The 12344-nt window shown below is 73.1% G+C and carries 9 protein-coding genes; 5 read left to right on the forward strand and 4 right to left on the reverse strand.

Annotation, left to right across the window (positions count from 1 at the left end; all coding sequences use genetic code 11):
* Positions 1 to 32 precede the first annotated feature (32 nt).
* A complete protein-coding gene (gene uvrC, locus G7Z13_RS08315) occupies positions 33 to 2201 on the reverse strand; it encodes an excinuclease ABC subunit UvrC (RefSeq protein ID WP_165997439.1) in 2169 nt (722 codons plus the stop codon).
* Between the two features lie 301 nt (positions 2202 to 2502).
* Here uvrC and G7Z13_RS08320 point away from each other — a divergent pair, with 301 nt between their 5' ends.
* Entirely contained in the window at positions 2503 to 3456 is a 954-nt protein-coding gene (locus G7Z13_RS08320; RefSeq protein WP_165997440.1) for a hypothetical protein, read from the forward strand.
* A gap of 31 nt (positions 3457 to 3487) precedes the next feature.
* Here G7Z13_RS08320 and G7Z13_RS08325 read toward each other — a convergent pair whose 3' ends face one another.
* Positions 3488 to 3913, reverse strand: a complete 426-nt coding sequence (locus G7Z13_RS08325; protein ID WP_165997442.1) for a Rieske (2Fe-2S) protein — start codon at positions 3911 to 3913, stop codon at positions 3488 to 3490.
* A gap of 254 nt (positions 3914 to 4167) precedes the next feature.
* On the opposite strand from G7Z13_RS08325, the gene G7Z13_RS08330 reads away from it, so the two are divergent.
* Positions 4168 to 5247, forward strand: a complete 1080-nt coding sequence (locus tag G7Z13_RS08330) for a LacI family DNA-binding transcriptional regulator (RefSeq protein WP_165997443.1) — start codon at positions 4168 to 4170, stop codon at positions 5245 to 5247.
* On the forward strand, positions 5244 to 6152 hold the full coding sequence (locus tag G7Z13_RS08335) for a carbohydrate kinase (RefSeq protein WP_165997444.1): 909 nt from the start codon (positions 5244 to 5246) through the stop codon (positions 6150 to 6152). Before G7Z13_RS08330 ends, G7Z13_RS08335 begins: the two co-directional genes overlap by 4 nt.
* A 589-nt stretch (positions 6153 to 6741) precedes the next feature.
* Here G7Z13_RS08335 and G7Z13_RS08340 read toward each other — a convergent pair.
* On the reverse strand, positions 6742 to 7605 hold the full coding sequence (locus G7Z13_RS08340; RefSeq protein ID WP_165997446.1) for a helix-turn-helix domain-containing protein: 864 nt from the start codon (positions 7603 to 7605) through the stop codon (positions 6742 to 6744).
* 100 nt (positions 7606 to 7705) lie between these two features.
* Here G7Z13_RS08340 and G7Z13_RS08345 point away from each other — a divergent pair, with 100 nt between their 5' ends.
* Complete coding sequence (locus tag G7Z13_RS08345; protein ID WP_165997447.1) at positions 7706 to 8275, forward strand: YceI family protein; 570 nt, start codon at positions 7706 to 7708, stop codon at positions 8273 to 8275.
* 100 nt (positions 8276 to 8375) lie between these two features.
* Here the strand turns inward: G7Z13_RS08345 and uvrA are convergent, their stop codons facing one another.
* On the reverse strand, positions 8376 to 11417 hold the full coding sequence (gene uvrA / locus G7Z13_RS08350) for an excinuclease ABC subunit UvrA (RefSeq protein ID WP_165997449.1): 3042 nt from the start codon (positions 11415 to 11417) through the stop codon (positions 8376 to 8378).
* Positions 11418 to 11649: 232 nt separating this feature from the next.
* Between uvrA and G7Z13_RS08355 the strand changes: the two genes are divergently transcribed.
* Positions 11650 to 12336, forward strand: a complete 687-nt coding sequence (locus G7Z13_RS08355) for a maleylpyruvate isomerase family mycothiol-dependent enzyme (RefSeq protein WP_165997450.1) — start codon at positions 11650 to 11652, stop codon at positions 12334 to 12336.
* Positions 12337 to 12344 lie beyond the last annotated feature (8 nt).

Genomic DNA, 12344 nt, shown 5'->3' on the forward strand with positions numbered 1-12344 from the left:
GGGCCCCGCTGTGGGGTGTGTCTCGTGCTCGGTCATGTCTCCTGCCCCCGTCGCTCGTCCGGGGCGCCCGTGGGCACGGGCTCCCCTGGGGCATCCGCCGTCGTCTCGGGTGCCCCGTCTTCCACGTCATCCATGATCTCTCCCGTCGCCGTGTTGACGGCGGGCGCGGCCGGAGCCGCCTGGGCCAGGGCCGCGGCGATCGTCTCGGCCGTCTTGCGGCCTATGCCGGGAACCTCGCAGATCTGGTCGATTGTCGCGGATCGCAGCTTCTTCACCGAACCGAAGTGCTTGATCAGTGCCTGCTTGCGTGTCGCGCCGAGGCCGGGGACGTCGTCCAGCGGGCTGGAGCGGATGCGCTTGGCGCGCTTGCTGCGCTGATAGGTGATCGCGAAGCGGTGAGCCTCGTCGCGGACGCGCTGGAGCAGATACAGGCCCTCGCTGGTGCGGGGCAGGACCACCGGGTCGTCCTCGCCGGGCAGCCAGACCTCCTCCAGGCGCTTGGCGAGGCCGCAGACGGCGATGTCGTCGATGCCCAGCTCGTCCAGGGCCCGCTGGGCCGCCGCGACCTGCGGCTTGCCGCCGTCGACCACGACGAGCTGGGGCGGGTAGGCGAAGCGCTTGGGACGGCCGTCGTCCTCGGTGAGGGCGCCGGGGCCGTCGAGGACGTCGGTCCGCGCGGGGGTGCCGGTCCCGGTGAGGGTGCCCGGCGTGGTGCGGGTGCCCGGGATGGTGCGGGCGGGTTCCGCGTCGGTGCCGCCCGCGAGGCCGGGCGCGCCGTCCTCGGCCCACTCGCCCGTCCTCTCCTTCTCCGCCAGATAGCGGCGGAAGCGGCGGGTGATCACCTCGTGCATGGAGCGGACGTCGTCCTGCCCGGCGAAGCCCTTGATCTGGAAGCGGCGGTACTCGCTCTTGCGCTGGAGGCCGTCCTCGAAGACCACCATGGAGGCCACCACGTCCTCGCCCTGCAGGTGCGAGATGTCGTAGCACTCGATCCGCAGCGGGGCGCTGTCCAGGCCGAGGGCGTCGGCGATCTCCTCCAGCGCGCGCGAGCGGGTGGTCAGGTCGGAGGCGCGCTTGGTCTTGTGCAGCATCAGCGTCTGCTGGGCGTTGCGCTGCACGGTCTCCATGAGGGCCTTCTTGTCGCCGCGCTGCGGGATGCGCAGCGAGACGCCGGAGCCGCGCCGCTCGGTGAGCCACTGCTGCACGGGGTCGACCGGGTCGGGCAGCGCGGGGACCAGCACCTCGCGCGGGACGGCGTCGCCGGTCTCCTCGCCGTACAACTGCTGGAGGGCGTGCTCGACCAGGGCGCCGGTGGTGATCTCCTCGACCTTGTCGGTGACCCAGCCGCGCTGGCCGCGGACCCGGCCGCCGCGCACGTGGAAGATCTGCACCGCCGCTTCCAGCTCGTCCTCGGCGACCGCGATCAGGTCGGCGTCGGTCGCGTCCGCGAGCACGACCGCGTTCTTCTCCATGGCCTTCTTCAGGGCCTCGATGTCGTCGCGCAGCCGGGCCGCCCGCTCGTACTCCAGCTCCTCGGCGGCCTCCGTCATCTGCTTCTCCAGACGGCGCAGGTAGGTGCCGGTGCGGCCGGCCATGAAGTCGCAGAACTCGTCCGCCAGGTCCCAGTGGTCCTCGGCGGAGATCCGGCCGACGCACGGCGCGGAGCACTTGCCGATGTAGCCCAGCAGGCACGGGCGGTCGGTGCGGGCGGCGTTCTTGAAGACGCCGGCCGAGCAGGTGCGCACCGGGAAGACGCGCAGCAGCAGGTCGACGGTGTCGCGGATGGCCCACGCGTGCGCGTACGGCCCGAAGTAGCGCACGCCCTTCTTCTTGTGGCCGCGCATCACCTGCACGCGCGGGAACTGCTCGTTCATCGTCACCGCGAGATACGGGTAGCTCTTGTCGTCGCGGTACTTGACGTTGAAGCGGGGGTCGAACTCCTTGATCCAGGAGTACTCCAGCTGCAGTGCCTCGACCTCCGTGGACACCACCGTCCACTCCACGGACGCGGCCGTGGTCACCATGGAGCGGGTGCGCGGGTGGAGGTTCGCCAGGTCCTGGAAGTAGTTCGCCAGGCGCTGGCGCAGGCTCTTCGCCTTTCCGACGTAGATCACCCGGCGGTGCTCGTCCCGGAATTTGTACACCCCCGGGCAGTCCGGGACGTCTCCCGGCCTGGGGCGGTAGCTGGAGGGGTCGGCCATGTCTCACACCCTACTGGCGAGGACTGACACTCCGGCGCCCGTGCCCGGCGGCCGCGGGGCCCGGACGTGACGTACCGGACAGCCCTCGTGCCGGACAGGGTCGAACCTCGGCCAGGAGTGTGCCGCGGTGGGGCGCCAGGTGTTGTCGGGGCCTGGTCAACACGCTTCAATGCGGGGGAACTCGGGGCCGTGCACCACGGCGTACGGATGTGACGACCCCTCCACGCCTGCGGGGGTGGCCCCGGCTCGGAATCCCACGAACGGTCCGACCAGCCGTTGTGAGCCACAGAAAGGCCCCTGCATGCCGCACGTCACACAGCACGCGGACGCCGCCGACGTCGCCGCCGCGGACCTGGACACGGCCCTGCGAGGCGGCCCCTTCCACGTCGCGCTGCGCGCCGCGATCGCCGCCCGGGGACTGCCCCTGCAACGAGTGCAGCACCATCTGTCGCGGTACGGCGTGAGAGTCGGCGTCACCAGCCTGAGCTACTGGCAGCAGGGCGCCCGCCGGCCGCAGCGCCCGGAGTCGCTGCGCGCCGTCCGCGCCCTGGAGGAGATACTCCAGCTGCCCGACGAGTCGTTGATCCGGCTGCTCGCGCAGGGCGACGAGCGCTCCGCGCGGCGGACGGCCGGCCGCTCCTACCGGTCCCTCGTCGAGGCCACGGACGTGCTGGACCGGCTGCTGGCCGAGCTGGGCACCCAGCCCGACGGCGGGCTGCACATGCTCGGCCACCACGAGCGGGTGCGGATCGGGGCGCGCCGCGAGCTGGCGGGGCGCGAGTCGCACCACATCGTGCGCGCCCACCAGGACGGGGTGGACCGCTTCGTCGCCGTGCACCACGGCGACCCGGGGTGCGCGCCGGACCGCATGACGGTGCATCCCCTGGACAACTGCCGCACCGGGCGCGTGCGCTGGGACCGGGACACCGGGGTGCTCGTCGCCGAGCTGCTGTTCGACACGCGGCTGCGGGCCGGTGACACCTTCCTGTTCCGCTACGGCGTCGAGGACGGCACCGCGGGGGTGTCACGCGAGTACGCGCGCGGGTTCGGTCCGGCGGGCGGGCAGTACGCGCTCCAGGTGCGGTTCGACGAGCGTGCCCTGCCGCTGCGCTGCCACCGGTTCACCCAGCACTCGGCGGCGGCACCGCGCAGCGGCCGCCAGGAACTGGCCCTGACCGGCCGGCACCGTTCCGTGCACCTCGTGGAGCCCCGGGTGCGGTCGGGGATCGTGGGGATCGCCTGGGACTGGGAGTGAGGGGAGTGAGGGCCCTGCGGCCGCTCGGGCGTCAGTCCCTCGGGCCCGCCACGATCCTGCCGTCCTCGCTGTGGACGGCCAGCTCGGTCAGCGGCACCGTGGCCGGCGGCTGAAGCACCTCGCCGGTGGCGGCGTCGAACTCGCTGCCGTGGCAGAAGCACGTCAGCCGGGTCCCTGTGAGCTTGGTGATGGGGCACCCCGCGTGCGTGCAGATCGAGCTGTACGCCTTCAGGGCGCCCTGGTCGTCCCGGCTGACCACCACGTTGTGGTCGCGGTACAGGCGGGCGGCGCCCTTCACGACCTCGCTGTCCGCGCCGAGCTCGACCGGCGCGGTGGGAGCGGCCGGGGCGCCGCCGGAGTCCTCCGGGGAGCAGGCGGCGAGGCCGAGCCCGGCCACGGGGGCGAGTGCGGCCCCGCGCAGGACGGCGCGGCGGCTCGCGGAGGGGCGGGCGGGCATGGGATCTCCCTGGGTCGGGGCCGGTCCGGGGGCATGCCGACGATAACGGGGCCTGCGGGGACGGGCCGGGCGGGGGTGGCGGGCGCGGCCGGGCGGGGGTGGCGGGCGCGGCCGGGCGGGGGTGGCGGGCGGGGATGGCGGCATCGGACGGGCACGCTCGCGCGGCGCCGGACGTAAACGTTTGCGCAAGCGTTTACGTCCGGCGCCGGATGGGATACCTTGCGGCGCGGAACGCCGGAAGAGGAGGGCCGCTCATGCCGACCATGGCCGACGTCGCGCGCAGCGCCGGGGTCTCCGTGGCGACCGTCTCGCACGTGCTGAACGGGACGCGGCCGGTGCTGCCGCACACCCGGCAGGCCGTCCTCGACGCGATCGACGCGCTCGGCTACACCCCGAACACCCTCGCCCGCTCCCTGGTGACCGCGCGGACCCGGTCCATCGGGCTCGCGGTGTCGGCGATCAGCAACCCGTACTTCACGGAGATCCTGCAAGGCGTCGAGGCCGCCGCCCTGGAGCACGGCTACGGCCTGCTCATCGCCGATCCGCACGACGACCCCCGGCACGAGCGCACGGTCGTCCAGCTGCTGCACGAGCGGCGGGTGGACGGCATGATCGTCGCCCCGTCCGCGGACCCGCGCGAGCTGGTCGCGTACCTGCGCCGGCACCACGTGCCCGCCGTGCTCCTGGACCGTGTGGTCGACGACCGCGCGGAGGGCGCCCAGGCCTTCGACCAGGTCTGCGCGGACAGCGTGGAGCCGATGACCCGGCTGGTCACGCATCTCGCCGGGCTCGGGCACCGCCGGATCGGCCTGGTCGCGGGCCGGCCGGGGCTGAGCACGACGAGCGAGCGGATCACCGGGTACCGGCAGGGTCTGGCGGCGGCGGGGCTGCCCTTCGAGGAGCGGTTCCTGGCGCACGGCGACTCGGAGGCGGCGGGCGGCGAGCGGGCCACCGCGGCCCTGCTGTCCCTGGCCGTGCCGCCGACGGCGCTCGTCACCGCCAACAACGCGATGACCATCGGCGCCCTGCGCGCGCTGCGCGAGCGGGGCCTCACCGTGCCCGGCGACCTCGCGCTCGCCTGCTTCGACGACTTCGCCTGGGCGGACCTCTTCTCGCCCCGGCTCACCGCGATCGCCCAGCCCAGCAGGGAACTGGGCGCCGAGGCGGTCCGGGTGCTCCTGGAACGCCTCGCCGAGCCGGACCGGCCCGCCCGGACCGTGCGGCTGCCCTGCACGTTCGTCCACCGCACCTCGTGCGGCTGCCCGGAACCGCCGCCCCGGCGGCCGGACCCGTCCGAAGGGCTCGCGCAGCCCGAGAAAGGAGCCGACTCGTGATCGTCGTCGCCGGTGAGGCCCTGATCGACTTGGTGCCGCAGGGGCCGGGGGCCCTGGCGAGCCTGCGCCCCGCGCTCGGCGGCGGCCCGTACAACACGGCCGTCGCCCTCGGCCGGCTCGGCTGCCCCACCGCCTTCTGCTCCCGCGTCTCGTCCGACGCCTTCGGGGAGGCATTGCTGGACGGGCTGCGCGCGGCCGGAGTGGACGTGTCGGGCGTGGCCCGCGGCGCCGAGCCGACCACGCTGGCGGTCGCCACGATCGACGCGCACGGCTCGGCCGCGTACTCCTTCTACGTCGAGGGCACCGCCGACCGGCTGTTCACGGCGCCCGACGCGCTCCCGGCGGGGACCCGCGCGGTGTCGTTCGGCACCTGCTCGCTGGTGCTGGAGCCGGGCGCGAGCGCGTACGAGGAGCTGATGCGGACCGCCGCCGGGCAGGGTGTGTTCACCGCGCTCGACCCGAACGTCCGCGCGGGGCTGATCCCGGACGCGGACGCCTACCGGGCCCGGTTCCTGACGTGGCTGCCTTCGGTGACCCTGCTGAAGCTGTCCGAGGAGGACGCGCGGTGGCTGGGCGGCGGCCCGCGCGAGTGGCTGGCGGCCGGGCCCTCGGCCGTCGTGATCACCCGTGGCGGGGACGGGCTGACCGCCTTCACGCGCGACGGTGCCGAGCACTCCGTGCCGGGCGAGAAGGTCGACGTGGTGGACACCATCGGCGCCGGGGACACCGTCAACGCGGCGTTGCTGCACGGTCTGGCGGCCCGGGACGCCCTCTCCCCCGCCGCCCTCGCCGGCCTGGACGCCGACGGCTGGACCGGGCTTCTGCGGTTCGCGGCACGCGCGGCGGCGGTCACCTGCTCCCGGGCGGGCGCGGAACCGCCGTACGCGCACGAGCTGGAGGGGTGACGTACGGCGGCGCCGCGCGGGACGAGCCGGGCGGCGCCGGACGGGACGGGGTCGAGGGGCGGGCTGGGACCGGGCGGGGCCGGGCGGGCCGGGTGGCGGATGGGACCGGGTGGCGGGTGGCACGGGGCGGTGCCGCGCGGGACGGAGTCGAGCGGCCGGGCAGGACCGGACGGAGCCGGGCCGAACCAGGCGACGGTGGGACCACACGACACCGCGCGGGACGGAGTCGAGCAGCCGGGCAGGACCGGACGGAGCCGGGCGCAACCAGGCGACGGTGGGACCACACGACACCGCGCGGGACGGAGTCGAGCAGCCGGGCAGGACCGGACGGAGCCGGGCGCAACCAGGCGACGGTGGGACCACACGACACCGCGCGGGACGGAGTCGAGCGACCGGACAGGACCGGACGGAGCCGGGCGCGACCAGGCGGCGGGTGGGACCGTGCAGGGCTCGCGGGACCGGGGCGGCACCGGACCGGGCGGGGCCGAGCGAAACCGGGCCGCACCGGGCCGCACCGGGCGGCACCGGTCCGAGCGACACCGGGCCGCACCGGGCGGCGCCGGGCGGTGGGAGATCAGGGCCGGAGGGCTCAGCTCGCCCGGCTCACGGCCCGCAGGCCTCCCGGATGGCGGCCGTCGAGGCGGTCCAGGGCGGCGGCCGTGGCCTCGTCGGCCGGGAGGTGGACGACGATCCGCTGGCCGTCGTCCGGCAGGGCCAGCGTCTCGTGCAGCAGCCGCAGCTGCCCGGCCTCGGGGTGCTCGACGCGCCGGGTGCCGACCCGTCGCGGGGCCATCGCCAGATCGGCGAACCGGTCGGCGAACTCGGCCCCGGCCGTCACCGTCAGCTCCTCGGCCAGCTCGGCGGCGTAGGGGTCGCGCAGGGGCACGTCGTGCCGGAGGTGGGCGACCAGGTTGTCGGCCTCGCGCTCCCAGTCGGGGTAGGCGGCCCGCGCGCGGGGGTCGGTGAAGACATGGCGGAGCAGGTTGGGGCGCTCGCCGTCGAGCACGCCGATCGGGCCGAACAGCCGTGCGTAGCCGGTGGTGTGGGCGAGGATGTCGCCGATCCAGTTGACCACCACGGCCGGGGTGGGCTCCAGACGGTCGAGGACGGCGCGCACGGCGGGGCGCGGGGTGCGGCTGAGCGGCGGGGCCGCGGCGCAGACCAGCGGGTCGCCGCCGTCCGCCTCCTTGGTGAGGCGGCGCAGCACCATCCGGTCCCGCAGGGACAGGTTCAGCGCGTCGGCGAGGGCGCCGAGGACCTGCGCGGAGGGGTTGCGGTCGCGGCCCTGCTCGAGCCGGGTCAGGTACTCGACGCTGATGCCGGCGAGCGTGGCCAGTTCCGCGCGGCGCAGTCCGGGGGTACGGCGGCGGGAGCCCGGGGGCAGGCCGACCTCCTCCGGGGTCACGGCCTCGCGCCAGGACCGCAGATAGGTGCCCAACTCGTTGTCGTTCACTCAGCGAACGTACCAACGCGCGCCCGCGCGAGGGTGGCCCTGCCACTACCAGGCTTCGCCCGGTCTCCCTGCCCCGCCCGGCGGCCCTCAGGGTGGAGGCATGACGACACGTGACGACTTCTCGAACTCGCTGACCGTGACCCCGCTGCCCCTGTCCCCCGGTGACTGGGAGCTGGACCCGCTGCACTCGGCCGTCAACTTCACCATCCGGCATCTGGGCATCGCCAAGGTGCGCGGGCGGTTCACCGAGGTGAAGGCCGCCCTGTCCGTCGGTGAGACGGCCGACGACGTGCGGGTGACCGCCGAGATCGCCCTGGCCTCCATCGACACCGGCATCGCCGAGCGGGACGCGCATGTCCGCGCGTCCGATCTGCTCGACGTGGAGAAGCGTCCCACGATGACCTTCCGCTCGACCCGGGTGTCGGGCGAGGGCGAGGACTGGACGATGGAGGGCGAGCTGACGATCGGGGACGTGACGCGTCCCGTGACGCTCGCTGTGGAGTTCGGCGGGCTGGTCGACGTGCCGGTCGACGGCAGCCGGCACGCCGGGTTCGAGGCGACGGGCGAGATCCGGCGCAGCGATTTCGGCCTGGACTTCGCGCCGGGGCTGCTCGGTGACGTGGTGAAGATCCAGCTCGACATGCAGTTCGTGGAGCCCAGGGCAGCCTGAGACGCGGACAGCGGCTTCGGACGAACGCGGACGCGCGGTGCCCTGGGGGGAACGGGGGTCCCCCGGGGCACCGCGCGTCGGTGCTCTGGCCGGCCGCGGATCAGGCCTTGCGGGCCCGTGCCGTCTTCTTCGCGGGCGCCGCCTTCTTCGCGGTGCCCGTCGCCTTGCCGGTCGCCGTGCCGTCGGCGCTCTTGGCGGTGACCGTCTTCCGCGTCGTGGACCTGGCCGCGACCGTCTTCCGCGCGGTGGCCTTCTTGGCCGTGCCGCGCGCGGAGGCCCGCACCGGCTCGGCGTCGCTGATCCGGTCGCCGAGGATGTCCCGCAGGAACTTGCCGGTGTGGCTGGCCGCGACCGAGGCGACCTGCTCGGGCGTGCCCTCGGCGACCACCAGGCCGCCGCCCGCGCCGCCCTCGGGGCCCATGTCGACGATCCAGTCGGCGGTCTTGATCACGTCGAGGTTGTGCTCGATGACGATGACCGTGTTGCCCTTGTCGACCAGGCCGGACAGCACCTTCAGCAGCTTGCTGATGTCCTCGAAGTGCAGACCGGTGGTCGGCTCGTCCAGCACGTAGACCGTGCGGCCGGTGGAGCGCTTCTGCAGCTCGCTGGCGAGCTTCACGCGCTGCGCCTCACCGCCGGACAGGGTGGTCGCGGACTGGCCGAGCCGGACGTACCCCAGGCCGACGTCGTGGAGCGTCTTCAGGTGGCGGTTGATCGCCGGAACGGCCTCGAAGAAGTGCATCGCCTCTTCGATCGGCATGTTCAGGACCTCGGCGATGGACTTGCCCTTGTAGTGGACCTCCAGGGTCTCCCGGTTGTACCGGGCGCCGTGGCAGACCTCGCACGGGACGTAGACGTCCGGGAGGAAGTTCATCTCGATCTTGATGGTGCCGTCGCCCGCGCAGTTCTCGCAGCGGCCGCCCTTGACGTTGAAGGAGAAACGGCCGGGCATGTAGCCGCGGACCTTCGCCTCGGTGGTCTCGGCGAACAGCTTGCGGATGTGGTCGAAGACGCCGGTGTACGTCGCCGGGTTCGAGCGCGGGGTGCGGCCGATGGGCGACTGGTCGACGTGGACCACCTTGTCGACGAGGTCGTCGCCGTCCACGCGCGTGTGCCGCCCGGGGACGTTGCGCGCGCCGTTCAGCTCGCGCGCCAGGTGGGTGTACAGGATGTCGTTGACCAGGGTCGACTTGCCGGAGCCGGAGACGCCGGTGACCGCGGTGAAGACGCCCAGCGGGAACGAGACGTCGATGTCCTGGAGGTTGTTCTCACGCGCGCCGTGCACGGTGAGCTGCCGGGACGGGTCGATCGGGCGCCGGACGTCCGGCACCGGGATGACCTTCTTGCCCGAGAGGTACTGACCGGTCTGCGACTCGGGGTTGGCGAGCAGCTCCTTGAGGGAGCCGCTGTGCACGACCTTGCCGCCGTGCTCACCGGCGCCGGGGCCGATGTCGACGACCCAGTCGGCCACCTTGATGGTGTCCTCGTCGTGCTCCACGACGATCAGCGTGTTGCCCATGTCGCGCAGCCGGACCAGGGTCTCGATCAGCCGGTGGTTGTCGCGCTGGTGCAGGCCGATGGACGGCTCGTCGAGGACGTAGAGCACGCCGACGAGGCCGGAGCCGATCTGGGTGGCCAGGCGGATGCGCTGGGCCTCGCCGCCGGAGAGGGTGCCGGCCGCGCGGTTGAGCGAGAGGTAGTCCAGGCCGACGTCGACCAGGAAGCGCAGCCGCTCGTTGACCTCCTTCAGGACCCGCTCGGCGATCTTCTTGTCGCGCGCGTTGAGCTTCAGCTCGCCCAGGAAGTCCGCGCAGTCGCTGATCGACATCGCGGAGACCTCGGCGATCGACTTCCCCATGATCGTCACCGCGAGGACGATCGGCTTCAGGCGCGTGCCCTCACAGGTGGGGCAGGGCACCTCGCGCATGTAGCCCTCGAAGCGCTCACGGCTGGCGTCGGACTCGGCCTCGCTGTGGCGGCGCTTGATGAAGGGCACGGCGCCCTCGAACGGCGTGGTGTACACCCGCTCGCGGCCGTACCGGTTGCGGTAGCGGACCTCGATCTGCGTGCGGTGGCCGTACAGCAGGGCCTTCTTGGCGCGCTGCGGCAGGCCCGCGAAGGGGATGTCGGTGCGGAAGCCGAGCGCGTCGGCGAGGGCGCCGATCAGGCGGCTGAAGTAGTCCTTGGTGTGCCCGTGCGACCAGGGGTGGATGGCGCCCTCGTCGAGGGACTTGTCCGGGTCCGGGACGATCAGCTCGGGGTCGACCTCCATGCGCGTGCCGATGCCGGTGCACTCGGGGCAGGCGCCGAAGGGCGAGTTGAAGGAGAAGGAGCGCGGCTCCAGCTCCTCGAAGGACAGGTCGTCGTACGGGCAGTACAGGTGCTCCGAGTACATCCGCTCGCGCTCGGGGTCGTCCTCGGGGAGGTCGACGAAGTCGAGCACGACCATGCCGCCGGACAGGCCGAGGGCGGTCTCGACGGAGTCGGTGAGGCGGCGCTTGGCGGAGTCCTTCACCGTGAGGCGGTCGACGACCACCTCGATGGTGTGCTTCTCCTGCTTCTTCAGGGTGGGCGGGTTGGAGAGCTGGATCGTCTCGCCGTCCACCCGCGCGCGGGAGTAGCCCTTGGTCTGGAGGTCCGCGAAGAGGTCGACGAACTCTCCCTTGCGCTCGCGCACCAGCGGCGAGAGCACCTGGAAGCGGCTGCCCTCCGGCAGCTCCAGCACCTTGTCGACGATGGCCTGCGGCGACTGCCGCGAGATCGGGCGGCCGCACTCGGGACAGTGGGGCTTGCCGATGCGGGCGAAGAGCAGCCGCAGGTAGTCGTAGACCTCGGTGATCGTGCCGACCGTGGAGCGCGGGTTGCGCGAGGTCGACTTCTGGTCGATGGAGACCGCCGGGGACAGGCCCTCGATGAAGTCGACGTCCGGCTTGTCCATCTGGCCGAGGAACTGGCGGGCGTACGACGACAGCGATTCCACGTAGCGCCGCTGGCCCTCGGCGAAGATCGTGTCGAAGGCCAGGGAGGACTTGCCCGACCCGGACAGGCCCGTGAAGACGATGAGCGAGTCCCGAGGCAGGTCGAGCGAGACGTTCTTCAGGTTGTGCTCGCGCGCGCCACGGACGATGAGACGGTCGGCCACGCCGGTCCGCACCTTTCTTGAGAGAAGTGACAGGGGCGAGGCCCCCGTCTTTCCCAGACTAGGGGGAGCCACTGACAGCGCCGGTTCGGATTCCCCGGTTGCTTAACTGCTTAACAACCCCCGGCCATCCAGCATGCCCGACGCCGCCACCGACCATATAGCACGTGCTTTCGATTTATGGTCTCGGTCCGCCACCTTCACCCGAAGGAGTGGCGCGGCTAGGGTCGGGCCCATGACTGATCACGCGCGTGACCTGGTGTCTGTACGGGAGGCGACCGATCGGCTGCTCAGCGCAGCCGCCAAGCTGGACAACGCGGACGTGACGCAACCGTCACGGCTGCCCGGCTGGAGCCGGGGCCATGTCCTCGCCCACCTCGCCCGCAACGCGGACGCCCTCGTGAACGTACTGGAGGGGCGTCCCATGTACGTCTCCACCGAGGCCCGGGACGCCGACATCGAGCGGGACGCCCCGCGCCCCCTGGACGCGCAGCTCGCCGACGTCCGCGCGAGCGCCGAGCGCTTCCAGCGGACCGGGGCGGCGCCCGCCGACTGGTCGCGGACCGTGGAGCTGCGCAACGGGGTCACCGACTCGGCGTCCCGGGTCCCGTTCCGGCGCTGGGTCGAGGTCGAGCTGCACCACGTGGACCTCGGCGTCGGCTACGAGCTGGAGGACCTGCCGGCGGAGTTCACCGAGCGGGAGATCGACTTCCTCGCCGACCGTTTCACCGGGCACCCCGACGTGCCGCCGACCCGGCTGACGGACGGCACGCGCGCGTGGAGCACCGGCCGTGCGGCGGACGCGCCCGAGGTCACCGTGCGGGGCACCCCGGCGGACCTGCTGGGCTGGCTCGCCGGCCGCCGCGACGGCTCGGGGCTGACCGTGGAGGGCGGGCCGCTGCCGTCCCTGCCGCCGCTGTAGCCGCTGCG

The sequence above is a fragment of the Streptomyces sp. JB150 genome (genome assembly GCF_011193355.1).
Classification (GTDB): Bacteria; Actinomycetota; Actinomycetes; order Streptomycetales; family Streptomycetaceae; genus Streptomyces.

Excerpts from the sequence above, each read along its gene's own strand:
- uvrC (WP_165997439.1), bottom strand. The coding sequence starts at position 2,201 with ATGGCCGACCCCTCCAGCTACCGCCCCAGGCCGGGAGACGTCCCGGAC.
- G7Z13_RS08320 (WP_165997440.1), top strand. The coding sequence starts at position 2,503 with ATGCCGCACGTCACACAGCACGCGGACGCCGCCGACGTCGCCGCCGCG.
- G7Z13_RS08325 (WP_165997442.1), bottom strand. The coding sequence starts at position 3,913 with ATGCCCGCCCGCCCCTCCGCGAGCCGCCGCGCCGTCCTGCGCGGGGCC.
- G7Z13_RS08330 (WP_165997443.1), top strand. The coding sequence starts at position 4,168 with ATGCCGACCATGGCCGACGTCGCGCGCAGCGCCGGGGTCTCCGTGGCG.
- G7Z13_RS08345 (WP_165997447.1), top strand. The coding sequence starts at position 7,706 with ATGACGACACGTGACGACTTCTCGAACTCGCTGACCGTGACCCCGCTG.
- G7Z13_RS08355 (WP_165997450.1), top strand. The coding sequence starts at position 11,650 with ATGACTGATCACGCGCGTGACCTGGTGTCTGTACGGGAGGCGACCGAT.